Genomic DNA, 24,560 nt, shown 5'->3' on the forward strand with positions numbered 1-24,560 from the left:
CGGGCCGAGGGGGGTGGCCGCGGGATGAGGGGGATGCGCGCCGTCGACGGTACGCCGGTGGGCGTCGCGGAAGGGTGGCTTCCCGTGCTTCCCCCGCCCCTGGTGCGTCCCTCGTTCGTCGAACGTACGGCATGTCACGGACGTGCCGCGTTTCCCCCGTACGGGCCACAGGCGTCCCGTCCGCCGGTCCGATGGCGGAAGCTGTCAGGTGTGACCCTGCGCGCGTTCGTCGCCGTCCCATCGTGCTCGTCTCATGTCGACGCGTGGCAGATGCCCCCCGGAGGCCCGGCTCGCCTCCTTCAGCGGCGTGCCCTCCTCCCGGTAGCGGTCCAGCGCTTCGAGTTCGTGGCCCGGCAGGAGGACGCCGTCCGAGCGGACGACCCGCCACCATGTGACCGCTCCTCCATAGAGGGCCATCACGCGTCCCACCTGGCGCGGGCCGCCCTCCCCCAGCCACTCCGCGACGTCCCCGTACGTCATGACGCGCCCGGGGGGAATGAGGTCGGCGACCTCCAGGACCCGCTCCGCGTACTCCGGCAGTTCGTCGGCCGGAAGGCTCTCCTCGCTCATCCGCCCCATCCTGCCCCACGCCACCGACAGTGTGACGCGACGGCCACTGTCGGTATCCCTCGCCCCGAAGGCGCACTTCGGGCAGACTGTGCGCCCCCGCATTTGCACCCTGATGCCCCCGTGTGTCGGTGGGGCATGCCACCATCGTGCGGGCGGTGACCGGTGATACGAGATCAAGAAGAGACCATGAGGCAGCAGGGCGTGCACCCCGAAGGCGCGGAGAGCACCTCCGCCGCTTCGTCGCGCCCGGAGGCCGAGGAAGCCGCCGATGCCGGTGCCGGGGGCGCCGGCGGGACGTCGGGGGAGCCCGACGCGAGGACCGATTCCCCCTCCAGGGCGGACGAGAAGCCCTCGGGCGGTCCGTCCGGCTCCGGGAACCGGCGGCCGACGGCCGACGACGACTGTGGTGACGAGGGACACAACGACGAGGTGGAGGGCGACGAACCGCTGCTCCCCGCGCGCGTGCACCGACCGTCGGACCTGATGCGGCTGCTGGTCGGCTTCCTCGCGATCGTCGTGCTGCTCGCCGTCGCGGCGTTCGCGCACGGGACGACCTCGGGACTCGAACAGGACATCAACAAGGGCACCGGCCAGGCGCCCGACCTGCTCATCAAGATCGCGGGGCTCGCGTCGAGCATCGCGATCCTGCTGGTGCCGGTCGCCTTCGCCATCGAGCGTCTGATCAAGCGGGACGGGTTGCGCATCGCCGACGGCGTGCTCGCCGCGGTCCTGGCGCACGGAGTGACCCTCGCCACCGACCTGTGGGTCGCCAAGGCGGCGCCGAGCTCCATCCAGGAGGCCCTCACCCAGCCTTCCCCGGGGGACATCCACGCCCTCACCGACCCGGTGCACGGCTATCTGGCGCCGGTGATCGCGTACATGACGGCCGTCGGCATGTCCCGCCGACCCCGCTGGCGCGCGGTGCTGTGGGTGGTGCTGCTCCTGGACGCCTTCTCCATGCTGGTCACCGGCTACACGACACCGTTCTCGATCATCCTGACGGTGCTGATCGGCTGGACCATCGCCTACGGGACGCTGTACGCGGTCGGGTCGCCGAACGTGCGGCCGACCGGGCGGACGCTGATGGCGGGCCTGCGGCACGTCGGTTTCCATCCCGTCAGCGCGGCCCGCGAGGAGACCCCGGACACGTCCGACAACGGCGATCGCGGCCGGCGCTACTTCGTCACCCTGGAGGACGGTCCGCCGCTGGACGTGACGGTGGTCGACCGGGAGCAGCAGGCCCAGGGTTTCTTCTACCGGGTGTGGCGCAACCTGACCCTGCGCGGTCTCGCCACCCGGCGCAGCCTCCAGTCGCTGCGCCAGGCCTTGGAGCAGGAGGCGCTCCTCGCGTACGCGGCCATCGCGGCCGGCGCCAACGCGCCGAAGCTGATCGCGACCTCCGAGCTGGGCCCGGACGCCGTGATGCTCGTCTACGAGCACACGGGCGGGCGGACCCTGGACTCACTGCCCGGGGAGCTCATCACCGACGCTCTGCTGCGGGACACCTGGCATCAGGTGCAGGCGCTGCAGTCGCGGCGCATCGCGCACCGCAGGCTCGCGGGGGACGCGATCCTGGTGGATCGTTCCGGCACGGTGATCCTCACCGATCTGCGCGGTGGCGAGATCGCGGCCGGTGACCTGCTGCTGCGCATGGACATCGCTCAGCTGCTGACCACCCTGGGGCTGCGCGTCGGCGCCGAGCGCACGGTGGCGTCGGCGGTGGGTGTGCTCGGTCCTGACGCCGTCGCCGACTGTCTGCCGCTGCTGCAGCCCATCGCGCTGTCCCGCTCCACGCGCGCGACGCTGCGCAAACTGGCCCGGGAGCGCGCCCAGCGTGAGCGGGACGCGGTGCTGGAGGCCTCACGGCAGGACAGGCTCGCGCGCGCGGAACAGGCGCAGTCGGCCGAGACCGTGGCCGAGAAGCCCGGCAAGAAGGCCGTACGGGCGGAGCAGCGGGCCGAGAAGCGGGCGCTGGACGAAGCGCTGGACGAGGCCCGTGAGGAGGATCTGCTCACCCAGATCCGCCACCAGGTGCTGCGGATCAGACCGCAGGCGCCGGTCGAACCGGCCCGTCTGGAGCGGATCAGGCCGCGCACGCTGATCAGTTTCATCGCCGGTGCCATCGGCGCGTACTTCCTTCTGACACAGCTCACGCACATCGAGTTCGCGACCCTGTTCGAGAGCGCCGAGTGGGGCTGGGTCGCGGCGGCCGTGCTGTTCTCGGCGCTGAGCTACTTCGCGGCGGCGATGAGCCTGCTGGGCTTCGTGCCCGAACGGGTGCCGTTCCTGCGGACCGTGGCGGCGCAGGTGGCCGGCTCGTTCGTGAAGATCGTGGCGCCCGCGGCGGTCGGCGGTGTCGCACTGAACACACGTTTCCTGCAGCGCGCCGGGGTGCGGCCGGGGCTCGCGGTGGCGAGCGTCGGCGCCTCGCAGCTGTTCGGGCTCGGCTGTCACATCCTGATGCTGCTGTCCTTCGGCTATCTGACCGGTACGGAGAAGACACCGTCCCTGTCGCCGTCCCGCACGGTCATCGCCGGTCTGCTGACCGTCGCGGTGCTGGTCCTCGTCGTGACGTCGGTGCCGTTCCTGCGGAAGTTCGTCGTCACCCGGGTCAGGTCGCTGTTCGCCGGCGTCGTGCCGCGCATGCTGGACGTGCTGCAGCGCCCGCAGAAGCTGGTCACCGGCATCGGCGGCATGCTGCTGCTGACCGCCTGCTTCGTGATGTGCCTGGACGCGTCGATCCGTGCCTTCGGCCACGAGGAGACCACCACGCTCAGCCTCGCCAGCGTGGCCGTCGTCTTCCTCGCGGGCAACGCGCTCGGCTCCGCGGCGCCGACCCCCGGCGGTGTCGGCGCGGTCGAGGCGACGCTCACCGTCGGTCTGATCGCCGTCGGCCTCCCCAAGGAGGTCGCCGCGCCCGCGGTGCTGCTGTACCGGCTGCTGACCCTGTGGCTGCCGGTGCTGCCCGGCTGGCTGTTCTTCAACCACCTCACCCGCAAGGGCGCCCTGTAGAAACGGGCGAGGTGCGCGCCGTGGCCGGACGGGCGCGCCGTGCTCTCACCCGCACGGACCGCGTCCCGAGCGAACGGCCCTGCGCGCCCGCAGGATGGGAGACATGCCGAACCCGTCGCCGTCACGCGCCGCCGCTCTCACCGTGACCGCCGTCCTGCTGTCCTGTGCGCTGACGGGCTGCGGCGGCGGGTCGGGGGACGGGCACGGGGACCTGACGGCCCAGAAGCTGAACTGGCAGGACTGCCCGGCTCCCTCGGAGTCCGAGGGCGGTGGCGGCGCGCCCTCTCCGCTGCCCGGCGGTGCGCAGTGGCAGTGCGCCACCATGAAGGCCCCCCTCGACTGGGCCGACCCCAAGGGCGACACGATCGGCATCGCGCTGATCCGGGCCCGGACGAGCGGCGATCCCGCCCGGCGCATCGGCTCCCTCGTCTTCAACTTCGGCGGCCCCGGCGGCTCCGGTGTGACCACGCTGCCCGCCTTCGGCGGGGACTACGCGAAGCTGCGCACCCGGTACGACCTGGTGAGCTTCGACCCGCGGGGCGTCGGCCGCAGCGACGGCGTGAAGTGCGAGGACGACACCCAGCTCGACGCGTACTTCCAGCAGGACGCCATCCCCGACGACGCCGCCCAGCGCAAGGCGCTCGTGGACAACACGAAGGCGTTCAACGCGGCCTGCGAGAAGAACTCGGGCCGCACCATCCCGCATGTGCGCACCACCGACGCGGCCCGCGACATGGACCTCATGCGGAAGGTCCTCGGCGACGACAAGCTGCACTACTTCGGCATCTCCTACGGCACCGAACTCGGCGGCGTGTACGCCCACCTGTTCCCCAAGAACGTGGGACGGGCCGTGTTCGACGGAGTGGTCGACCCGACGCAGGACCCTGAACAGGGCGCGCTCGGGCAGGCCAGGGGATTCCAGCTCGCGCTCGACAACTTCGCCGAGGACTGCACCTCGAAGAAGGATCCGTGCCCGATCGGTGACACACCGAAGGACGTCAAGGACCGCATCGGCACGTTCCTCGAGAGCCTGGAGGGCAAGCCGATCCCCGGTGTCTTCCCGCGCGAGCTGACCCGCACCGCCGCGACCACCGGCATCGCGCAGGCCCTGTACTCCAAGGACTTCTGGGAGTACCTGACGGAGGGTCTGGAACAGGCCTACAGCGGGGACGGCAAGGTACTGATGCTGCTGTCGGACTCGCTGAACGGCCGCACCGAGGACGGCCAGTACAGCAATCTCACCGCGGCGAACGTGTCCATCAACTGCGCGGACGAGAAGCCGCGTTACACCGTCGCCGACGTCGAGGCGAGACTTCCGGAGTTCCGCGCCGCGTCACCCCTGTTCGGCGACTATCTGGCCTGGGGAATGCTGAGTTGCACCGACTGGGCCGTCCCGGGGGCCGCCGACCACCCGGACGTCGGCGCCGCCGGGTCGGCGCCGATCCTCGTCGTCGGCAACACCGGTGACCCCGCGACACCGTACGAGGGCGCGAAGAGGATGGTGGAGGCGCTGGGCAAGGGGGTCGGCGTCGAGCTGACCTACAAGGGCCAGGGACACGGCGCCTACGACAGCGGGAACAAGTGCGTGCACAACGCGGTGGACGGCTACCTGCTGAACGGGACCGTACCACCGGCCGGAACCGTCTGCACCTAGAAAATAGCAGGTCAGAAGGTTATCCACAGGGGTCAGAGGTGGTCCGCCGCGGACGCCTAGTATGGCGTGCAGGTGATCCGCGGCATCCGGCGGACCACGGGTGAGGGGGAAGCTCATGAGGCGTTTCGCACGGTGGACGGCCGGGGTTGCGGCCGCTTTGCTGGTGGCCGGCTGCGGCGGCTCGTCCGGGAACGGCAAAGGCGCGGACGACGAGGGGAAGAACAGCGGCACCCCGTCCGCCGGCGCGCCGTCGTCCGGCGTCGCCTCGGCGCTGCCGGTCGCGCTCACCTCGCAGAAGCCCGACTGGGGCCGCTGCGGGAGCGGTTCGGGTGCCGCCGCTCAGGGTGGCGGCTGGCAGTGCGCGACGCTCAAGGTGCCGCTCGACTACGCGAAACCGGACGGGAAGACCATCGGCCTCGCGCTCATCCGCTCGAAGGCGACCGGCGGGCAGGGCAAGCGGCTCGGCTCCCTCCTGTTCAACTTCGGCGGCCCCGGCGGTTCCGGTGTCTCCACGATGCCCAACTACGAGAGCCTCGTCGGCCCGCTCCACGAGCGCTACGACCTGGTGAGCTGGGACCCGCGCGGTGTCGCCGCCAGCGAGGGGGTGCGCTGCCGCGGCGACAAGGCGATCCAGGCCGCCGAGTCGGTGGACGCCACTCCGGACGACGCGGCCGAGGAGAGTGCCTACTTCAAGGACGCCGCCGACTTCGGCAAGGGCTGCGAGAAGGCCGCCGGAAAGCTGATGGCGCACGTGTCGACCACGGACACGGCCCGCGACATGGACCTGATGCGCCAGGTCCTCGGCGACAGCCGTATGCACTACTTCGGCATCTCGTACGGCACCGAACTCGGCGGCGTGTACGCCCACTTGTTCCCCAAGAACGTGGGACGGCTGGTGCTGGACGCCGTGGTCGACCCGAGTGCCGACACGGTGGGCCACGCCAAGAACCAGACCCTGGGGTTCCAGCGCGCCTTGGACGACTACCTCAAGTCCACCGGCCAGGACCCCGCGCGGGGCTCCCGGAAGATCGTGGACCTGCTGGACCGGATCGACGCGAAGCCGCTGCCGACCACCGGCGGGCGCAAGCTCACCCAGACCCTGGCTCTCACGGGCATCGTCCTGCCGCTGTACAGCAAGGCGGGCTGGCCGCGTCTGACCGATGCGCTCCAGAGCGCCGAGGACGGTGACGGCACCGAACTGCTCGCGCTCGCCGACGGGTACAACGACCGCGACTCCTCGGGTCACTACGGCACGACGACCCATTCCCAACGGGTCATATCGTGCCTGGACGACAAGCAGCGGCCGACGCCCGAGGAGACGAGGAAGCTGCTGCCCGAGTTCGAGAAGATCTCGCCGGTGTTCGGCGACTTCATGGGCTGGGACACGGCGGGCTGGTGTCACGACTGGCCGGTCGCCGGTCAGTTCGACACGCCGGAGGTCGGTGCTCCGGGAGCCGCGCCCGTCCTGGTCGTGGGCAACACCGGGGACCCGGCGACGCCGTACGAGGGGGCCCGCAGGATGGCCGACGAGCTGGGCAAGGGTGTCGGGGTGGAGCTCACCTGGAAGGGCGAGGGCCATGGCGCCTACGGAAGCGGCAGCGACTGTGTCGACTCCACGGTGAACGGCTATCTGCTGGACGGGACGGTACCGAAGGACGGCAAGGTCTGCTCATGACGACGGCGGGGGTCCCCCACACCTGTCGTGTGCGAGACCCCCGCCGTCGCAAGTCCGGGACCGGCCGGTGGTACTCGACGGACCGGCCCGTCACCCGTCCCCCGGTGAGCGAGCCCGTCCGGCGTCGCCCGGCGGACGGGCTCGGCTGTCGCTCAGTAGACGGGCTTGTCCGGCTCGATCTGGTTGACCCAGCCGATCACGCCGCCGCCGACGTGCACAGCGTCCGAGAAACCGGCCGACTTCAGGACGGCGAGGACCTCCGCGCTGCGGACACCCGTCTTGCAGTGCAGGACGATCTTCTTGTCCTGCGGGAGGGTCTCCAGGGCGGTGCCCATGAGGAACTCGTTCTTCGGGATCAGCTTGGCGCCGGGGATCGAGACGATCTCGTACTCGTTGATCTCGCGGACGTCGATGATCTCGATGTTCTCGCCGTCGTCGATCCACTCCTTGAGCTGCTTCGGAGTGATCGTGGAGCCGGCCGCCGCCTCCTGCGCCTCCTCGGACACGACACCGCAGAAGGCCTCGTAGTCGATGAGCTCGGTGACGGTGGGGTTCTCGCCGCAGACCGCGCAGTTCGGGTCCTTGCGGACCTTGACCTGGCGGTACTGCATCTCCAGGGCGTCGTAGATCATCAGACGGCCCACCAGGGGTTCGCCGATGCCCGCGAGCAGCTTGATCGCCTCGGTGACCTGGATGGAGCCGATGGAGGCGCACAGCACGCCGAGGACACCGCCCTCGGCGCAGGAGGGGACCATGCCGGGGGGCGGGGGCTCCGGGTAGAGGCAGCGGTAGCAGGGGCCGTGCTCGGACCAGAAGACGGACGCCTGACCGTCGAAGCGGTAGATCGAGCCCCACACGTACGGCTTGTCGAGGAGCACGCACGCGTCGTTGACCAGGTAGCGGGTCGCGAAGTTGTCCGTGCCGTCGACGATCAGGTCGTACTGGCTGAAGATGTCCATCACGTTCTCGGCCTCGAGCCGCTCTTCGTGGAGGACCACATTCACGTACGGGTTGATGCCGAGCACGGAGTCGCGCGCGGACTCGGCCTTGGAGCGGCCGATGTCCGCCTGGCTGTGGATGATCTGGCGCTGCAGGTTCGACTCGTCGACCTCGTCGAACTCCACGATGCCGAGCGTGCCCACGCCCGCCGCGGCCAGGTACATCAGCGCCGGGGACCCGAGGCCGCCGGCGCCCACGCACAGCACCTTGGCGTTCTTCAGCCGCTTCTGCCCGTCCATGCCCACGTCGGGGATGATCAGGTGGCGGGAGTACCTGCGGACCTCGTCTACGGTGAGCTCGGCAGCCGGCTCGACCAGGGGTGGCAGCGACACGGGGACTCCGTTGGTCGGTCAATCACTACAGTTGTTCTCCCCGTAACACTGCCACGCCCTTCTTCATTCCGAGACACCCGTTCCGATCCGCGAGACGATCTCGTCCCAGTAGCCGGGCATGGTCTCCCAAGGGTCGGTGCGGCCGCCCCGGTCGGTGCGGTCGGTGAAGTAGATGGTCGAGGCTCCCTGCCAGCGGGCGATCCGCAGCGCCTCGTCCAGATGGCCGCGCGGCACCCCGTGCACGAAATGGCAGAAGCGCTCGGGCGCGTAGTCGGCGGTCCACTCGGCGACCTGCGACCAGCGGTAGTCGCTCCAGCAACCGGAGAACGTCACCAGCTGGTCGGCGTTCTCGGCATAGCCGGGGTAGGGGTGGGTGCCGTGCCCGAGCACGATGTGCGGGTCGTCCAGGAGCGCGCGGAGCCCGGTGACCGCGCGGCGGACCTCCGGAAGCGCGGCGCGTCCGGTGGGGCAGCGGTGCAGGAGGAACCCGCCGACCCGGTACCAGTCGACGTACCGGTGCGCGTCGGAGATCAGCTCAGCGACGGCACGGGCGCCGTGGCCGACGTCCAGGTGCCCGAGCACGCGTACTCCGGCGCGGCGCAGTCGGCCGACGGCCTCCAGGCAGTGCGGGTCGGGACGGACGCCGGGTCCTTCGGCCACGTTCAGGACGACCCAGTGCAGGGGCGTGCCGGGGCGGGTGAGCGTGCCCCACTCCCCCGGTGCGACCAGGGGGTGCGCATAGCCGGGGATGCCGAAGCCCGTTCTCAGGTCGGTGCTCGCGGTGCCCGCCGCGGCGCTGGTCAGATGCGGCATGCCGCCTCCATCCAGATGTCGGCCAGGGACTCCTCGAGGTTGATCCGGGGGCGCCAGCCGAGGCGGTCGCGCGCGGTGCGCACGTCGGCCTGCTGCCAGCTGCCGCAGCCGTCCGGGTACGGGTACGCGACCGGGCCCGCGTGGTCGGGTTCGGGGCGGGGGTGTCCGATGGATGCCCTCATGGGTCCGGGCGGACCGTCGAGTTCGTGCAGTGTGCCGCCGTAGCCGGCCACGCGGGCGAGGACGGAGGCGGCGTCGCGCAGCCGGACGGCGCGTCCCGAGCCGATGTTGATGACGCCCTGTGCGGCGGAGAGGGAGGCGGCGTGGACGGCACGGGCGACGTCCCGGACGTCGATGAAGTCGCGCTGGACGCCGAGTCCGCCGAGTTTGAGTTCGCCGTCGCCGGACTGCATGGCGCGTCGCATGGCCTCGGCTAGGCGGCCGAGCGGCGATCCGGCGGGCGTGCCGGGCCCGGCGGGCGAGAAGACGCGCAGGACGACGGCGTCGAGTCCGGAGCCGAGGACCAGTTCGGTGGCCGCGAGTTTGCTGACGCCGTAGGGGCCGCCGGGGCGGGGGACGGCGTCCTCGGCGGTGGAGGAGCCGGGCTGGCTCGGCCCGTACTCGGCTCCGCAGCCGATCTGGACGAGCCGCGCCCCGCACCCGCTGCGCCGCAGGGCCTCGCAGACGGTGGCGACGGCGACGGTGTTGTGCCGGGTCAGTTCGCGGGCGCCACCGCGGGTGGCCCCGGCGCAGTTGATGACGACCCCGGGGTGCACCGCGTCCAGGAAGCGGGTGAGCGCGCCGGGGCTGCCCGAGGCGAGGTCGAACCGTACGTCGGCGTCGTCACCGCGGCCGAGGGCGGTGAGCTGCACGGCCGGGTCGGCGAGCAGCCGGTCGGCGACGAAACGGCCGAGGTATCCGTTGGCTCCGATCAGCAGGACCCTCATCGGGCGGCTCCCGGGGCGGATTCTCCGGTTCGGGAGGTGATCATCTGGCGTTCTCCTTCGGGGTGGTGCCGTGGGTCGGAAGGGAGGCCCGCGGTGTCGGCCCCGCGGGAGAGGTGGGTCCGGCGGCGGGGCCGGACCCTCGCGTGGCGCTCGCGGCGGATCGCGACGGCCGGGAGGCCCGTGGGCGGGTCGCGGCGCGCGGATCTTGGTGCGGCACGGGCGGCACGCGGCGCCGACCGCGGCCGGGCGCGCGGCCCGGGCCGGGGAGTTCGGGGACGGGGGCGGTGTTCATGGCGTCCCGTCGGGTGCCGCGTGGGCCGATGCCCGGGTCAGGGTGCGGGTCGCGTGGACCAGGAGGACGAGTGCGCCGGTGCCACACGCCAGAGCGGGGACGGCGCCGGGGCCCCACGCCTGGGCGACGGTCTCGACGGGCGTGCAGAGGAAGGCGCAGCCGGGCAGCCGGCCGGCGAAGACCGTGGCCGTCGCGGTCGCCTCGGCCGCGCCGACGGCGTCGAGCACCACGGCGGGGGCGTGGCCGAAGCCGCGCGCCGCGAGCAGTCGGGCGAGCAGCAGCAGCGCGCCGAGGGCGCCCGCTCCGGCGTAGGCGGGGGGCTGGTCCAGGACTGTCCCGCACAGCGCGAGCAGGGCGCCGAGGGCACACAGGTAGAGGGCGACCACGCCGAGGAGCAGCGGGCGCACGGTGACCGCGAACTCCGCCAGGCCCCGGCTGGCGGCCAGTCCGCGGCGGGCGCGCGCCATGAAGAGGTGGGCGCACCAGACCGCGGGGGCGCAGGACAGGGCGAGGGCGAGCACCGGCGCCGTGGCCGGCGGCCAGGGGTCGTCCGGGCCGCCGGAGAGGGCGGCGCTCAGCAGTCCGTCGCCGAACAGGGCGTACGCGATCAGCCAGCAGGTCCACGCCCGGGTGCCGTTCGTCGCGCGGCGGGAGGTGCCGAGCGGGCCGCGGCGCAGGGCGGCGCGCAGTCCGGCCGACACGGCGAGGATGCCGGTGGCGGCGACGGCGAGTCGGGTGTGTCCTTCGGTGAACCGCAGTCCGCCCACGGTCGCCGCGCAGAGGATGCCCGGCAGCAGAGCGAGCACGGCCCAGCCGGCGCGTGCGCCGGAGCGTTCCGCCGGGGCCGTCCGCGCGGCCGGTTCCACGTCACGGGCCCGGCGTGCGTACATCTCCTCGGCGAGGGAGAACACGTCACGGTGCCGGAAGCGGGTGGCGGTCCGGTCGGTCAGCCCGTGCGCCTCCAGGCCGGCCGCGATCTCCAGGGGGTCGACGGCACGTTCACAGAGCTCGCGGTGCCGGTGCATCAGGGCTTTCACGGGGTCCACGGCGTTCCGGCGGCCGGGGGGTCTGCGGGAGTGCCCGGTGCGGTCGGCCGGGGCGGCCTTGGCGTCCACAACGTCCGGGGAGTCCGCACCGCCCGCGATGCCCGCGACGCCCGGGACGGCCGCGACGTCCGGGCAGTCCGTACGCCCCGTGTCGCCTGTGGCGGCCGGGGCAGTCGCCGATCCGGCTCCCGGCACGGACACGTGGGGCGGTCCGTCCTCGGACGTGCACGCGTCCTCCGACGCACCGGCCGTCCCGTCTGTGGCCTCGCGCACCGGTGTGGGTCCCGGGTCCGGCGCGGATTCCACCGGGCCGCCTCCGTCCGTGACGCCCACGCGTGTACACGGGTCCGCCTCGCCGTGCGCCGCGCGCTGTTCTTCGTGCGCCGCGCGCCGTTCTTCCTGCGCCGCGCGCCCCGTAATGGTTTCCGCGTACCCCTGGTCCGTCCCGCACCCTTCGTCCACGAAGAAGCCCAGGTCGCCCGGGGACTCCACGGAAGCCCTGGCCCCCGGGTGACCCGCGGCACCCACGGAACCCATAGCCCCCACGCCGGCCGCAGACCCCACGAAACCCACCAACTCCTCTTCCACCGCGGGCCTTTCGTGCACCGTGGGCCCCTCGTCCGCCGAAGGCCGCGCGTGCGCCGCAGGCCTTTCGTGCGCCGCGGGCCCGTCGCCCCCCGGCCACGCCACCGTCCGCCCGTCCCAGGTGCCGGGGCTCTCCGGTGCCTCGGGCCGGTCCAGTGCGTCGAGTCGTCCTTCGGTTCGGCCCGGTTCGCTCGTCACGCGCCCTCCCCCGCGGTCATCGGCAGCGTCGCGCGGACCGGGGCCCCCGGCGCACGGCGCGTCCATCCGGCGGCGACGAGACGGGCCTCGGTCCAGCGGCCGGGTACGTGGGCCTCGGCGGGCACGGCGAACGGCAGGGGTTCGCCGGCGTCGTCCAGGACGATCCGCCGGATCGGCGAGTGCGAGACGATCTCCAGGTAAATGCCGTGAAATGCCTCGACGTTCTGCTCGACGGTGAACAGTTCGAGGGCTCGTTCGCGGGCCGCCGCGCCGAGGCGTGCGCGCCGTTCGGGGTCGCGCAGCAGTGCCACGCACGCCTCGGCGAGCGCCCGCGGATTGCGTGGCGGCACCACCAGCCCCGTACCGCCGATGACCTCGACGACCGCGCCGACATCGGTGGAGACCGTGGCCCGGCCGCAGAACATGGCCTCGACGAGGCTGATCGGGAAGCCCTCGACGACGCTGGACAGCACGACCAGGGCGCCGGACGCGTACGCCTCCGCGATCCCCGGGGCCTCCGGACCGCCGATCTCCTCGAAGGACACCGGGTTGTCGCCGACGGCGTGCGCGCCCTCGGCCTCGTCGGGGAAGAGATGGGCGGCCAGCGCCTTGCAGTGCGCCAGGTAGAGCGCGCCGTCCGGCCCCTCGGCGGGGGCTCCGAAGATCCGCAGCCGGGTCTTCGGCCGCTCCTTGCGGATCTCGGCGAACGAGTGCAGCAGGGAGACGAGGTCCTTCGACGGTTCGACGCGGCCGACCCACACCAGGGTGTCCGGGTCCGCGCCGCCGGCGTGCTCGGCGCGCTCCCCCACCTCCGCGAAGCGGGACGCCTCCATGCCGGGGTAGACGGTGCGCACCCGGGCCCGGTCGGCACCACAGCGCTCCTGCCAGCGGCGGGCGTGGGTGTTGCCGGGCGTGATGAGCGCGGCCCGGCGGTAGACCTCGGTGGCCAGCCTGCCGTGGAAGGCCGCGCGCAGCGCCCGTACGGCGGGAGCTTCCTCGGTGGCGGAGGAGGCCAGATAGTGCGCGCGCAGCGGCACCCCGTACTCCGTGACGAGCAGCGGGACCGAGGCGAAGTGCCGGGCGAGCAGGCCGGGCAGGGCGGCCGAGCCGCCGGCGGTCGCGTGGCAGAGGTCGACCGCGCCGAGTCCGTCGTCGCCGTACCAGTCCAGCGAGAGGGGGCGCAGCGACCGGTCGACGTGGGCGGCCACGGAGAGCAGATCGGGTACGCGGGCGGTGCGCGCGGCGCGTAGTGCGCCCGGCGCGCGGCAGGCGCGTTCCCATGCGCGCACGGCGGCCTCGGAGCGCAGCGTCCCGGCCAGGCCGCCCTCGTCGCGGGCGAGTTCGGCGAGTCCGTAGAGCGCGGTGGCGAAACGGTCCGCCTCAGGGCCGAAAGAAGCCCCCGAGCCGTCGGAGACCCCGGACGCGCCCGCTTCTCCGGCCTCTCCCGCGACACCGGGTCCCCCGACGGCCCCCGCACCGCCGAAGACCGTCCCGGCACCGCCGAAGCCGGCGACGGCCCCCGCACCACCTGAGGCTCCGGAACCGTCGGGCGCGTTCCGGCCCCCCGGGCCCGCGCACACGGCCGCCGCCAGTTCCCCGAAGCACTCGGCGAACCGCCGTCGCGCCCGGCGTCCGTGCACTCCGCGTCCGTGCGCCGCCCCCTCGTCGTCGGCCGTCCACAGCGGAGCCGTCCGTACGCGGCTGATCTGAGGCGGCAGCGGTACCCAGCCCTCGTCCTCCTGCTGCCGGCTGCGGCTGAGCGCGTAGAGGTCGAACTCGTGCTGCCCGAGCCCGCGCACGAGCCGGTCGCACCAGAGCTTGGCGTCACCGTTCACATACGGATAGCCACCCTCCGTAAGCAGTCCGATGCGCACGAGTGCACCCCCGATCTCCCCTGTGGGGAGCCGCCGTTGACCCGACGGCTCGCAGCGGGAAGAACGTATGCGGACATGACGGTGGCGCGATGGACGGTTGTCCATCGCGCCACCAAAAGGGGTGAACGGTCGTAACTTTCCCGCGCAGGTCGCGTTGTCTCGCGCTAGGAGATCGTTCCGTGACGTCCTGTCACACCGCCGCCGGCTGCCGGCGGGCCCTGCGCCGCTCCGCCGCGACCTCCGGATCGAGCGCCGGAACGGCGGCCAGCAGCTGCTTGGTGTAGGGGTCCCGCGGGGACTCGTACACCTCGTCGGCGGAGCCGAGTTCGACGATCCGGCCGCGCCGCATCACCGCGACCCGGTCGCTGACCTGGCGCACGACGGCCAGGTCGTGGGCCACGAAGACGAGCGCCAGCCCGAGTTCGCGCTGCAGTTCCGCGAGCAGGGCGACCACCTGGGCCTGGGTCGTGACGTCGAGCGCGGAGACCGGTTCGTCGCAGACGATGACACGCGGGTCGGCGGCGAGCGCCCGCGCGATGCCGACGCGCTGACGCTGTCCGCCGCTGAACTCGTGCGGGTAGCGGTCGTAGTGCGCCGGTTCGAGCCCCACGCGCTCCAACAGCTCCCCTACGCGCCCCCGGATGCGGGTCTCGTCCCGTTCGCCGCGCGCCCGCAGCGGATCGGCGATCGACTCGCCGACGCTGCGCCGGGGATTGAGGGAGGAGACGGGGTCCTGGAAGACCATCTGGACGGCGGGCCGGATCCCCGACCGCACCCGGCCCTCGTACCGGACCGACCCGGCGGTCGGCTCCAGCAGCCCGACCAGCATGCGTCCCAGTGTGGTCTTCCCGCTGCCGCTCTCGCCGACGACGCCGAGCGTCTCGCCGCGCCGGACCGTGAGGGACACCCCGTCCACGGCGGTGAACCGCCGCCTGCCACGCCCGAACTCGCGCCGCAGACCGACCGCTTCGAGAACGATCTCACCGACCTCCCCATCGCCGGACGGGCCGCCGCCGGAGAACTCACCGTCGTCCAGACCACCGTCAGACGCGGCACCGCCCGGCACACCGCCCCCCGACACGCCACCGGCCGACGCCCCACCGGAGCTCTCACCACCGACGGGCGCACCACCAACCGGCACACCACCGTCCAAGACACCGCCGCCCGACGCGGCGCCGCCCGGCACGGCACCACCGCCCACGGCACCACCCCCCGGCACACCCCCGCTCCCCCCGGCGGCCGCCCCCGCACCCCCGAGCCGTACCCGCGGTACGTCCACGCGGGGTACCGCGCCCAGCAGTTCACGGGTGTACTCCTCCCGCGGCGCCCCGAGGACCGCCGCGACCGGCCCGTGCTCGACCGCTCTCCCGTGCCGCATGACGAGCACGTCGTCGACGCTCTCGGCGGCCACGCCCACGTCGTGCGTGACGAGCAGCAGCCCCATCCCGGTCTCCTCCCGCAGGGTGTGCAGCAGGTCGAGGATCTGGGCCTGCACGGTCACGTCGAGGGCCGTCGTCGGCTCGTCGGCGATCAGCAGGTCGGGCGCGCAGGCCAGCGCCATCGCGATCAGCGCGCGCTGCCGCATGCCGCCGCTGAACTCGTGCGGACGCGCGCGGGCGCGGCGGGCGGCGTCCGCGATGCCCACGCGGTCGAGGACCTCGACGGCACGCGCGCGGGCGGCGCGCCGGGACGCCTTCACATGGACGCGGTACACCTCGGCGATCTGGTCGCCGACCGCGTAGTACGGGTCGAGCGACGACAGCGGGTCCTGGAAGACCATCGCCGCCTTCCCGCCCCGCAGCCGCCGCAGTTCGTCGTCGGAGGCGGCCTGTACGTCGACTCCGGCCACCCGCACCGCGCCGTCGACGCGCGCTCCGGTGCCCCGGTGCAGCGCGAGCAGCGCGGAGGCGACCGTGGACTTGCCGGAGCCGGACTCGCCGACCAGCCCGAGCGCGGCACCCTTCGCGAGGGTGAAGGACAGTCCGTCGACGGCGCGCAGGTCCCCGAACCCGACGACGAGGTCCCGGACGTCCACGAGCGGGGCGCCGGTGCCGTCCGGCCCGCCGTCCAGGGATTCACCGGTTGTCACGAGACTCACGACAGCACCACCCGCCGGTCGGCCACCGCGTACAGCACGTCCGCGACGGCGTTGGCCAGGACCACGAAGAAGCCGGTCACCAGCACCATCCCGACGACCACCGGCAGGTCGACGACCTGCACGGCGTGCACGAGTTCCCGTCCGAGACCGGGCAGCCCGAACATCGTCTCGGTGAGCACGGCGCCGCCGATCGCGGAGCCGACGTCGTTCGCGTTCAGTGCGATGACCGGCGCGATCGCACCGCGCAGGGCGTGCCTGCCGATGATCGAACGTTCCCCCACGCCGTAGGCGCGGAAGGTGCGGACATGGTCCTCGGCGAGGGTCTCCAGCATCGACGCCCTGGTCAGCCGGGCGTACTTGGCGGCCTCGATCAGGGCGAACGCCAGCCAGGGGAGCAGCAGGTTCCACGCCCACTGCTCGGGGTCCTCGGTGAAGGGCACGTACTGCGGGAAGGGCAGCCACTGCAGCTGACCGCAGACGACGATCATCAGCACCAGGCCGATGACGAAGACCGGTGTGGCGGTGCCCGCGAGCGTGACGCCGGTCAGCACACGCTCGGTGATCCTGCCGCGGCGCCACGCGGAGAGCACTCCGGTGCCGACGCCGAGGACCAGCCACAGCACCATCGCGCCGAGCACGAGCGAGAGGGTGACCGGCAGTTTCGTCCAGATGAGGTGGGTGACCTGCTGGTCGCTCTGGTACGACAGGCCGAGGCAGGGCGCGCCGCAGTGCTGCACGGAGGTGCCCGTCGAGTAGTCGTGTCCGGCGACGATGCCCTGCAGGAAGTGCCAGTAGCGCAGGTACAGCGGGTCGCCGAGCCTCAACTGCTCGGAGACCTGGTGCACCTGGGCGGGCGAGCAGCGCGGGCCGCAGGTGATCTGGGCGACGTCGCCGGGGGCGACGTAGAAGACGAGGTAGATGATCACGGAGATCGCGAGCAGGGTGACGACGGCGCCGACCAGACGCCGTACGGCGAATCCGGTGAATCCGCCGGCCCCGGGCAGGCCGCTCATGCCCTGGCCTCCCGCTTGCGTCCCGTGCCGACGCGCAGCCGTGAGGCCGCGCGCGGGTCGAGGGCCGTGCGCACGCCGTCGCCGAGGACGGTCAGCGCGAGCACGGTGAGGAACAGGGAGCCCGCCGGGAGCAGCAGGTACTGCGGTGCGGCCTGGTACCAGACGTCGGCCGCGGTCAGCATCTGGCCCCAGGAGGGGGTCGGCGGCTTCACGCCGACGCCCAGGAAGCTGAGCGCCGCCTCGACGGTGATGTTCAGGGGGACGAGGAGGGCCGCGTACGTGATGACGGGCGCGGCGAGGGCGGGCAGGAGTTCGCGGCGGGCGACGCGCCAGGGGCCCCAGCCGCTGAGCCGGGCCGCCGCCACATGGTCGAGTTCCTTGAGGGTCAGCGCGTGGGCGCGCACGATCTTCGCGGTCGAGCCCCATGCGACCAGGCCGATGATGAGGGCGACCAGGACGGGGCGCGGGAAGCCGCTGGGCACGATCGCGAGCAGCGCGAGGGACATGATCATCAGCGGCATCGCGATGATGATGTCCGTGACGCGGCTGAGGAGTTGGTCGACCCAGCGGTTGCCCAGGGCGGCCGCGACACCGACGACGACGCCGATGAGGACCTGTACGAGGGTGGCCGCGAAGGCGACTCCGAGGGAGACCCGGGCGCCGTGGACGAGCCGGGCGAAGAGGTCGCGGCCCGTCTGCGGTTCGACGCCGAGCCAGTGGGAGCCGCTGACTCCGCCGAACGAGCCGATCGGTACGCCGCCGCGCGCGGAGTCGACGAGCGCCGGGTGGTAGGTGGTCGGGTCCTGGCCCTCGACCGCCGTGAGCAGCGGTGCGGTGAGGGCGACCAGGACGAGCAGCGCCACGAAGGCCGCCGCGACGAGGGCGGCGCGCTGCGTGCGCAGCCGCCGCCAGAACTGACGGGCCCCGGAGGCCCCGGGGACGGAAGGGTCCGTCCCCGGGGCCCGGGAGGCGACGATTGCCTCGCTCACGGCGCTACTTCACCGCGACCTGGGAGATGTCCAGCACGCCGGTCCAGTCGCTGATCACGATGTTCTTGACGTCCTTGCCGTAGAGGCGCTTGTAGACGGGGTGGAACAGCGGGACGGTCAGGGCCTGTTCGCCGATCTTCTTGTCGAGCGCGCCCCAGCGCCGCGCGGCCTCGTCGAGGTCGGTCAGCTTGTTGATCGCGTCGATCTCGTCGTTGACGGCCTTGTCGTCGAGGAAGCCGGTGTTGAAGTTGGCGCCGTCCTCGACGATCTGGCGGCCGTCGAAGATCGGGGCGAGGAAGGGGCCGCCGGAGGGCCAGTCGGCACCCCAGTGGGCGAGGAAGAAGCCGGGCTCGGACTTGGCGCCGTGGATCTTGTCCTTGTAGTCGTTGGACTCCAGGCCCTGGAGCTTGACGGTGATGCCGGCCTTCTTCAGGGCGTCCTGGAGGGCGGTGGCGATCTCCGGGCTGGTCTCGAAGTCCTTGTCGTTGGAGTGGGTGAGCGTGACGGCGAGGCCGTTCGGGTGGCCGGCCTCCTTGAGGAGTTCCTTGGCCTTGGCCGGGTCGCCGGACGCGCCCGCCGGGAAGTGGTCGTAGGGCGTGTAGCCGAAGGACTTCTGGTTCGGCAGGTAGGTGGTGGCCGCCTCGGCGAGGGAGGAGCCGCCCGCCGCGTTGATCACCGACGTGCGGTCGACGGCGTACGAGATCGCCTGGCGCACCTTGGGGTCGTCGAACGGCTTCACCTTCGGGTTGAAGGCGATGTAGTTCGTGTAGCCGAAGTGCCCGGTGCCGACGCGCGCGGCGAGTTCCTTGTCCCCGGTGACCTTGGCGAGTTCGGCCGGGCCGAGGTTGGTGTCGGTGGTGACGGCCGCGGCGTCCGCGCCCTGCGAGGAGGACAGCCGCTGGTTGATGACGGACGAGTCCAGACCGGACCGTACGTCGATCCGGTCGGGGTAGGCCTTGCGCTCGGCGTCGGTGGACGCGGACCAGTGCGGGTTGCGCTCCAGGACGAGCCGCTCGCCGTCGTTCTCGTTCCTGACGACCTTGTAGGGGCCCGAGGAGACCGGGTGCTCCTCGTACTTGGTGCCGGTGTCCTTGGCCTTGGGGACGGGCGTGAACTGCGTCTGGGTGGCGAGGTAGGGGAACTCGCCCTCCGGCTTGTCGAGGTGGAAGACGATGGTCAGGTCGTCCGGGGTCTCGATCGAGTCGAGGCCCTTCTTGTCCTTGTAGGGGCCCTGGTAGTCGGCGCCTCCGATCAGCCAGTCCCTCAAGTAGGGTGCGCCGCCGCTGAGTTCGGCCGCGAAGGAGCGCTCGATGCCGTACTTGATGTCGGCGGAGGTGATCGGCGTGCCGTCCTCGTACGTGAGGCCCTTCTTCAGGGTGTACGTCCACACGGTCGCGTCCTTGTTCGGGCGCCCGGTGTCGGTGGCGAGGTCCGGGACGACCTCGGCGCCGGCGGCTCCGTTCTCTCGGTTGCGTGTGGTGAGCGTGCGGAAGACGAGGGAGGGGACGTTGCCGCCGCCGGAGGTGTACAGGCGCGCCGGGTCGAAGTCCTCCTGCGGGTTGGCGTTGAGGACGGTGAGCGTGCCTCCCTTCCGGAGCGTGGAGTCGCCGCCGGCGCCCTTGGCATCGTTGTCCTCGGGCCCGCAGGCGGCGGCGCCCGCCGCCACGACCAGGGCGAGCGAAACGGTGGCCACACGGGCTCTGTTCACGGACGGTTGACGCATCGGAAGACGACCTCTCGGATGGTGAGACAAAGAGACGAGGAGTGAGACGAAAATGAACAGACGTCTGCCCCGGCGTCAGGTCGCCGAAAGGTCACGGACCGTCACGGTCACGGAGGGAACGGAATCGCGACGTGCACGCCGGGGGCGGTCGTCAGCGACAGTGGATGTCCGCCACGCAGAGCGCGGTCACGCCGATCAGCGCCAGCTCGATGGCGGCGCGACGGACGGCAGGACTGGACCACATGCGCAGAAATATGAACGAACTTTCGGAGCATGTCAACGTGGCCCAGTCCGTGACGGCTGGGACTCCTGTCGTCTCCCGGTCAACTGCCTGGATACGGCCAGGGGTTGGGTCGGCAGTGAATCCCGTCATGGTCGAGGAACTTGGTCTGCTGCTGCATGACCGGGGCGAGCGCGCCGTCCTTCTGGCAGCTGACGTGGCCGTATCCGAGCCGGTGGCCGACCTCGTGGTTGATGAGCATCTGCCGGTAGGGGTGGATCGCGGCGCCGTAGGTCCTGGAGCCCTGGGCCCAGCGGTACGCGTTGATCATGACGCGCTGGGTGGAGGCCGAGTCGCAGGACACGTTGTCCTCGGTCGTGTCCAGGCCCGACTTGGCGCACCACTCGGCGGTGGTGCCGGGACTCGCCAGCGTGATCACGAAGTCGGGCCGGCCGGAGGAGATCCGTTCGAAGGTGCGGGCGCCGTCGTGGGCCCAGCTCCTCCGGTCGTTGAGGGTCTTCTGCACGGCCTGCGCGAAGAGGGCGCCGTCAAGCCCGAGGCCCTGTTCCACATCCACTCGATAGGTGTACTTCCGGCCCTCGCCGGGCGCCCTGTCGGCCCCGGGGACGGCGTCGAACCGGCCCGACGCCTTGAGTTTCGCGCCGAGTTCGTACTTCTCGCCCATCTTCTGGTCGTACGTCAGTGTCCGCACGGTCTCCGGCCTCGGTGTGCCGGAGGCGGCGGCCCGGCCGGCGCCGGGTGCGGCGGGGTCGAGGGCCCCCCCGCCCGCACCGGCCGCGGACTGGGTGTGCGTGCCGTCGCCGTGGCGTCCGGTCGCCACCTGTCCGGCCACCACGACGGCGAGCACGGTGGTGACGGCGGCCGCGGCGATACCGGTGAACGTCCGCCCCTTGCCGCCTCGCTGCCTGCCCTCTTCCTCGGGTCCGGGCGCCGGGTCCCCGGTGGTCCGCGGATCCCGCTCGACGGCGGGACCGTAGGGGTCGCCGCGGAGTGCGGTGGCCCGCCGGGGCGCGAAGAGGCCGGTGTCTCCGGCGCCGTCCCCGGTGCCGTCCTCGTCGAAGGCGTCGACGTAGGCCTGCCGGGGGCCGCGTCCGGACCCCGCCCCGGACCCCGCGTCGGCCTCCTGGCGCTGGCCCGGGATGTGCGGCACACCCGGTGCCACGGGCCCCGCGTATCCGCCGGAAGGGGTGGCCCGCGATGCCGCGCGCGGCCCGCCGTACGCGGCGCCGGCCGGCGCTCCACCCGGCGCTCCGCCCCTGAACTCGCCCCAGCCGCCGCCGGTCTCACGCTGCTCGGGGTGCCCGCCGCGGGTCCGGGCGGGGCTGCCCTCGGCCGTCCGCGGGACACCGCGGGCAGGCGTGCCGTCGGCCGTCCGCGGGAGGCCGCGCGCGGGCGTCCCGTCGGCCGGACGCGCCGCCCCGCGCGGGAGCGTTCCCTCGACGAATCGCGGTACCCCGTGCGCCGGAGTCCCGTCCTGGAAACGGTCCTGGAAGCGCGGCACTCCGCGCGCCGGGGTCCCGTCCGTCCCGCGGGGCGCGCCCGCGGCCGGGGTCCCGCCCGCCCGGGGACTCGGCGGCTGGGGGCCCAGAGCGCCGCGCGAGATCTCCCGAGGCGCGTCTCCCGGCCCTTGAGCCGGGCGCGGCACCGCACCGGGTGCCGCTGCCGGCCTCTCCCCCGTGTCGTTCTTCTCCGGCCGCCCCCGACGACTGTGACGTCCCACGCCCCGCCTCAGCTCCCCGCGCCCATGACGGCCGGCAGGGCCGACTCGGCGGATTCCGCGAGGAGTTCACGGAAGGCCGTGGCCACCGTCTCCGGGTACTCCATCATCGCGACGTGCCCCGCCTCCGGCAGCGACAGCAGCCGGCTGTCGCGGAACGCGCGCGCGGCGCGGTGTGCCATGCGGTAGCCGACGAGCTGGTCGCGGCCGCCGTAGACGAGCAGCGTCGGCGCGAGCACCCGCTCGGCCTGCCGCCACAGTCCGTGCTGGCCGCCCAGCGTGTACGCGTTCACGATCCCGCGCGCCGAGCGGGTCATGGCGTCCCAGAAGTAGGGCAGCGCGAGCCGCCGCTCCATCTCCTCGACCGCCTCGCGGAACCCCTCGGGCGACACGTTGCCGGGGTCGCCGTAGCACAGGGCCGTGACGCCGCGGACACGCTGTTCGGCGCCCCAGTCCTTGGTGAGCCGGGTGAACAGCCCCGCCACCCCGGGCACCGCGAGCAGCGCGGTGGGCCACGCGGTGCGCTGCACGCGGATCTCGGGCAGCGCGGGCGAGACGAGCGTGAGGGTACGGACGAGGTCGGGCCGGACGGCCGCGACCCGGGTGGCGACGGCGCCGCCCAGCGAGTTGCCGAAGAGATGGACGGAACCGCGCCCGGCGGCGTCCAGGTAGCGGATGACGGCGCGCGCGTGCCCGGTGATGCCGTAGTCCCCGTCGTCCGGTGGCGGCGAGTCGCCGAAGCCCGGCAGATCGAGGGCCTCGCTGTCCACAAGCCCGTCGAGCAGCGGCATCAGCGCCGACCAGTTCTGCGAGGAGCCGCCCAGCCCGTGCACGTACAGCGCCGGCGGCAGCCCCTCGCGCGCGGGTGGCCGGGACCGTACGGTCAGCGTGATCCCGGGCAGGCCGACCGATCTCAGCCGTTCCCCTTCCGCGACCCGGACGGTCGCGACCCTCGGTGTGACGGTGGCGGCCAGCACGGAGGGCAGCTCGGTCGAAGACATGCGGCAATGTTACGAGACGATCACGCAGTGGTTCATGTGTTCGCCGTCACAGATGGTGGAGGAATCGCATAGCGTCTGGATCGGGTGTCTCCTAGGCTTCAGACGAGGGCACTCGTAGACCCACAGGAGCGCACTCGCACCACTCGGGAAGAGGAACCATGACAGTCGACCCCACGGACCCCGAGACCTTCACCGCAGCGGACGAGAGCCCGGACCTCGACCCGGAGGCCCCCGAGGCCGACGCCGCCGAGCAGCACGCGGAGCTGACACCGCGGGACGACACCCTGCGGGCCGCGGGCGACTCCCCGAACGCCGACGAGGCGGACCTCGCCGAACAGGCCAGAGTCGTGGAGCTCGACGAGGACGACTACCGCTAGCCACGGACCGGCCGGAGGACGGAGAAGGCGGGCACCGCGGCCGACCGGTCGGCCGGAACCGGCCGACCGACCAGGGAGATCCAGGGTGTTCCGGGTGCCACGGCGCCCGCCCTGCCCGCGTTCGGCCGCCTCTGTGCCGCTATCGCCCGCGTCCGGTCCGTGAAATTCTCCGCTCGCACCGCGCACACCAGGGTTACCGAAAAGTACGATGGCGGCGCGGCGCACACCGCACGTGGACAATTTTGGGAGGCGGCGTGACAGCCATCGAGCAGACAGAGGCGGCGCGCCCGCGGGGCACTCGCCTGCCGCGCCGTGCCCGACGCAACCAGCTCCTCGGCGCCGCCCAGGAAGTATTCGTTGCTCAGGGGTACCACTCGGCCGCCATGGACGACATCGCCGAGCGGGCGGGCGTCAGCAAGCCGGTCCTCTACCAGCACTTCCCGGGCAAGCTGGACCTGTATCTAGCCCTGCTGGACCAGCACTGCGAGTCACTGCTGCAGGCGGTACGGACAGCGCTCGCGTCCACCACGGACAACTCGCTGCGAGTCCGCGCCACCATGGACGCGTATTTCGCGTACGTCGAGGACGACGGCGGCGCCTTCCGACTGGTGTTCGAGTCGGACCTCACGAACGAGCCGGCGGTCCGCGAGCGCGTGGACAAGGTGACGCACGAGTGCGCCGAGGCCATCTGCGACGTCATCGCGGAGGACACGGGTCTCTCGCGTGCCGAGTCGATGCTCCTCGCCTCCGGTCTGGGCGGCCTGGCCCAGGTGGTGGCCCGCTCGTGGCTGCACAGCGACCGCAGCGTGCCGCGCGACCAGGCGGTGCAGCTGCTGACCTCGCTGGCGTGGCGCGGCATCGCGGGTTTCCCGCTGCACGGCACCGACCACCACTGACCGTCACTTTGTTCCCGCCCGCTGTTCGCTCCTGGCGTTCCCGGGCGGAGCGTGAACGTCCCCTCACCGGGCTAATGTGTGCTGCGTACGGCGCGGATGAACGCGCACATGACTGACCGTCGGAGGGACAAAGCCGTGGAGGTCAAGATCGGCGTGCAGCACGCGCCCCGCGAGATCGTTCTGGAGAGCGGTCAGACCCCGGAAGAGGTCGAGCGCGCGGTGTCCGAGGCGCTGGCCGGCAAGTCGCAGCTGCTGAGCCTCGTGGACGACCACGGGCGCAAGGTCCTGGTTCCGGCCGACCGCCTCGCCTACGTGGAGCTCGGCGAGCCCACGCAGCGCAAGGTGGGATTCAGCGCGCTGTAGTCGGCTGCGGTCGCCTGTACGGAGGGGCCCGGTGACGGCATGTCACCGGGCCCCTCCGCGTGTCCGCCCGGCGGCCCGCCGTGCCTCACGCGGCGCCCTGTCCACGCCTCGCGCGTCTCCTCCGGCACGCCACGGACGGAGCACA

General features: G+C 72.5%; 19 protein-coding genes. 6 read left to right on the forward strand and 13 right to left on the reverse strand.

Translation table 11 applies throughout. From position 1 onward, the window contains the following. Positions 1 to 204: 204 nt before the first annotated feature. The gene (locus OG776_RS16505) at positions 205 to 570 is read right to left on the reverse strand and encodes an MGMT family protein (RefSeq protein WP_261994632.1); all 366 of its coding nucleotides are present in this window, start codon (positions 568 to 570) and stop codon (positions 205 to 207) included. 186 nt (positions 571 to 756) lie between these two features. Here OG776_RS16505 and OG776_RS16510 point away from each other — a divergent pair, with 186 nt between their 5' ends. The 3 genes from OG776_RS16510 to OG776_RS16520 all read left to right on the forward strand — a co-directional run bounded on the left by OG776_RS16510 (position 757) and on the right by OG776_RS16520 (position 6,911). Beyond that, positions 757 to 3,582, forward strand: a complete 2,826-nt coding sequence (locus tag OG776_RS16510) for a lysylphosphatidylglycerol synthase domain-containing protein (RefSeq protein WP_329321360.1) — start codon at positions 757 to 759, stop codon at positions 3,580 to 3,582. 103 nt (positions 3,583 to 3,685) lie between these two features. Further along, positions 3,686 to 5,236, forward strand: coding sequence for an alpha/beta hydrolase (locus tag OG776_RS16515; protein WP_329326449.1), 1,551 nt, complete (start codon positions 3,686 to 3,688; stop codon positions 5,234 to 5,236). A gap of 115 nt (positions 5,237 to 5,351) precedes the next feature. Further along, positions 5,352 to 6,911, forward strand: coding sequence for an alpha/beta hydrolase (locus tag OG776_RS16520; RefSeq protein ID WP_148010348.1), 1,560 nt, complete (start codon positions 5,352 to 5,354; stop codon positions 6,909 to 6,911). A 152-nt stretch (positions 6,912 to 7,063) separates the two neighbouring features. On the opposite strand, the gene moeZ is transcribed toward OG776_RS16520, so the two are convergent. From moeZ to OG776_RS16580, 12 genes are all read right to left on the reverse strand, one after another. Then, entirely contained in the window at positions 7,064 to 8,242 is a 1,179-nt protein-coding gene (moeZ, locus tag OG776_RS16525) for an adenylyltransferase/sulfurtransferase MoeZ (protein ID WP_148010347.1), read from the reverse strand. A 63-nt stretch (positions 8,243 to 8,305) separates the two neighbouring features. Then, positions 8,306 to 9,055, reverse strand: a complete 750-nt coding sequence (locus OG776_RS16530) for a spherulation-specific family 4 protein (protein ID WP_148010346.1) — start codon at positions 9,053 to 9,055, stop codon at positions 8,306 to 8,308. Continuing rightward, positions 9,043 to 10,002, reverse strand: a complete 960-nt coding sequence (locus OG776_RS16535; protein ID WP_148010345.1) for an NAD-dependent epimerase/dehydratase family protein — start codon at positions 10,000 to 10,002, stop codon at positions 9,043 to 9,045. Before OG776_RS16535 ends, OG776_RS16530 begins: the two co-directional genes overlap by 13 nt. Positions 10,003 to 10,290: 288 nt before the next feature. Continuing rightward, complete coding sequence (locus tag OG776_RS16540) at positions 10,291 to 11,535, reverse strand: hypothetical protein (RefSeq protein WP_443077364.1); 1,245 nt, start codon at positions 11,533 to 11,535, stop codon at positions 10,291 to 10,293. Between the two features lie 584 nt (positions 11,536 to 12,119). Beyond that, the gene (locus OG776_RS16545) at positions 12,120 to 13,997 is read right to left on the reverse strand and encodes a DUF3492 domain-containing protein (protein WP_261994630.1); all 1,878 of its coding nucleotides are present in this window, start codon (positions 13,995 to 13,997) and stop codon (positions 12,120 to 12,122) included. 190 nt (positions 13,998 to 14,187) lie between these two features. Beyond that, the gene (locus OG776_RS16550) at positions 14,188 to 16,086 is read right to left on the reverse strand and encodes an ABC transporter ATP-binding protein (protein ID WP_329323713.1); all 1,899 of its coding nucleotides are present in this window, start codon (positions 16,084 to 16,086) and stop codon (positions 14,188 to 14,190) included. A gap of 5 nt (positions 16,087 to 16,091) precedes the next feature. Continuing rightward, the gene (locus OG776_RS16555) at positions 16,092 to 17,108 is read right to left on the reverse strand and encodes an ABC transporter permease (protein WP_329321370.1); all 1,017 of its coding nucleotides are present in this window, start codon (positions 17,106 to 17,108) and stop codon (positions 16,092 to 16,094) included. Next, positions 17,105 to 18,097 carry an ABC transporter permease gene (locus tag OG776_RS16560; protein ID WP_329321372.1) on the reverse strand — a complete coding sequence of 331 codons (993 nt, stop codon included), beginning with the start codon at positions 18,095 to 18,097 and terminating at the stop codon, positions 17,105 to 17,107. Before OG776_RS16560 ends, OG776_RS16555 begins: the two co-directional genes overlap by 4 nt. 4 nt (positions 18,098 to 18,101) lie before the next feature. Beyond that, positions 18,102 to 19,820: an ABC transporter substrate-binding protein gene (locus tag OG776_RS16565; protein ID WP_148010341.1), complete on the reverse strand. Its 1,719-nt coding sequence runs from the start codon at positions 19,818 to 19,820 to the stop codon at positions 18,102 to 18,104. Positions 19,821 to 19,971: 151 nt separating this feature from the next. Next, the gene (locus OG776_RS16570; protein WP_315986905.1) at positions 19,972 to 20,064 is read right to left on the reverse strand and encodes an Ms4533A family Cys-rich leader peptide; all 93 of its coding nucleotides are present in this window, start codon (positions 20,062 to 20,064) and stop codon (positions 19,972 to 19,974) included. Between the two features lie 79 nt (positions 20,065 to 20,143). Then, on the reverse strand, positions 20,144 to 21,781 hold the full coding sequence (locus tag OG776_RS16575; RefSeq protein ID WP_443077271.1) for a DUF3152 domain-containing protein: 1,638 nt from the start codon (positions 21,779 to 21,781) through the stop codon (positions 20,144 to 20,146). Between the two features lie 8 nt (positions 21,782 to 21,789). Then, positions 21,790 to 22,779, reverse strand: a complete 990-nt coding sequence (locus tag OG776_RS16580) for an alpha/beta fold hydrolase (protein ID WP_148010339.1) — start codon at positions 22,777 to 22,779, stop codon at positions 21,790 to 21,792. A 158-nt stretch (positions 22,780 to 22,937) separates the two neighbouring features. Between OG776_RS16580 and OG776_RS16585 the strand changes: the two genes are divergently transcribed. From OG776_RS16585 to OG776_RS16595, 3 genes are all read left to right on the forward strand, one after another. Beyond that, entirely contained in the window at positions 22,938 to 23,156 is a 219-nt protein-coding gene (locus OG776_RS16585) for a hypothetical protein (protein ID WP_148010338.1), read from the forward strand. Between the two features lie 254 nt (positions 23,157 to 23,410). Beyond that, positions 23,411 to 24,052 (forward strand): TetR/AcrR family transcriptional regulator, encoded by a 642-nt coding sequence (locus tag OG776_RS16590; protein ID WP_148010337.1) that lies wholly within the window; start codon positions 23,411 to 23,413, stop codon positions 24,050 to 24,052. A 135-nt stretch (positions 24,053 to 24,187) separates the two neighbouring features. After that, complete coding sequence (locus tag OG776_RS16595; protein ID WP_028801993.1) at positions 24,188 to 24,415, forward strand: DUF3107 domain-containing protein; 228 nt, start codon at positions 24,188 to 24,190, stop codon at positions 24,413 to 24,415. Positions 24,416 to 24,560: the final 145 nt, after the last annotated feature.

Origin of the sequence: Streptomyces sp. NBC_01689 (assembly GCF_036250675.1) — a bacterium.
Taxonomy (GTDB): Bacteria; Actinomycetota; Actinomycetes; order Streptomycetales; family Streptomycetaceae; genus Streptomyces.

What these genes read in the sequence shown, in the direction of transcription:
- OG776_RS16520 (WP_148010348.1), top strand. Translation starts at nt 5,352, where the DNA reads ATGAGGCGTTTCGCACGGTGGACGGCCGGGGTTGCGGCCGCTTTGCTG.
- OG776_RS16555 (WP_329321370.1), bottom strand. Translation starts at nt 17,108, where the DNA reads ATGAGCGGCCTGCCCGGGGCCGGCGGATTCACCGGATTCGCCGTACGG.
- OG776_RS16510 (WP_329321360.1), top strand. Translation starts at nt 757, where the DNA reads ATGAGGCAGCAGGGCGTGCACCCCGAAGGCGCGGAGAGCACCTCCGCC.
- OG776_RS16535 (WP_148010345.1), bottom strand. Translation starts at nt 10,002, where the DNA reads ATGAGGGTCCTGCTGATCGGAGCCAACGGATACCTCGGCCGTTTCGTC.
- OG776_RS16585 (WP_148010338.1), top strand. Translation starts at nt 22,938, where the DNA reads ATGACAGTCGACCCCACGGACCCCGAGACCTTCACCGCAGCGGACGAG.
- OG776_RS16515 (WP_329326449.1), top strand. Translation starts at nt 3,686, where the DNA reads ATGCCGAACCCGTCGCCGTCACGCGCCGCCGCTCTCACCGTGACCGCC.
- OG776_RS16580 (WP_148010339.1), bottom strand. Translation starts at nt 22,779, where the DNA reads ATGTCTTCGACCGAGCTGCCCTCCGTGCTGGCCGCCACCGTCACACCG.
- OG776_RS16570 (WP_315986905.1), bottom strand. Translation starts at nt 20,064, where the DNA reads ATGTGGTCCAGTCCTGCCGTCCGTCGCGCCGCCATCGAGCTGGCGCTG.
- OG776_RS16565 (WP_148010341.1), bottom strand. Translation starts at nt 19,820, where the DNA reads ATGCGTCAACCGTCCGTGAACAGAGCCCGTGTGGCCACCGTTTCGCTC.
- OG776_RS16505 (WP_261994632.1), bottom strand. Translation starts at nt 570, where the DNA reads ATGAGCGAGGAGAGCCTTCCGGCCGACGAACTGCCGGAGTACGCGGAG.
- OG776_RS16530 (WP_148010346.1), bottom strand. Translation starts at nt 9,055, where the DNA reads ATGCCGCATCTGACCAGCGCCGCGGCGGGCACCGCGAGCACCGACCTG.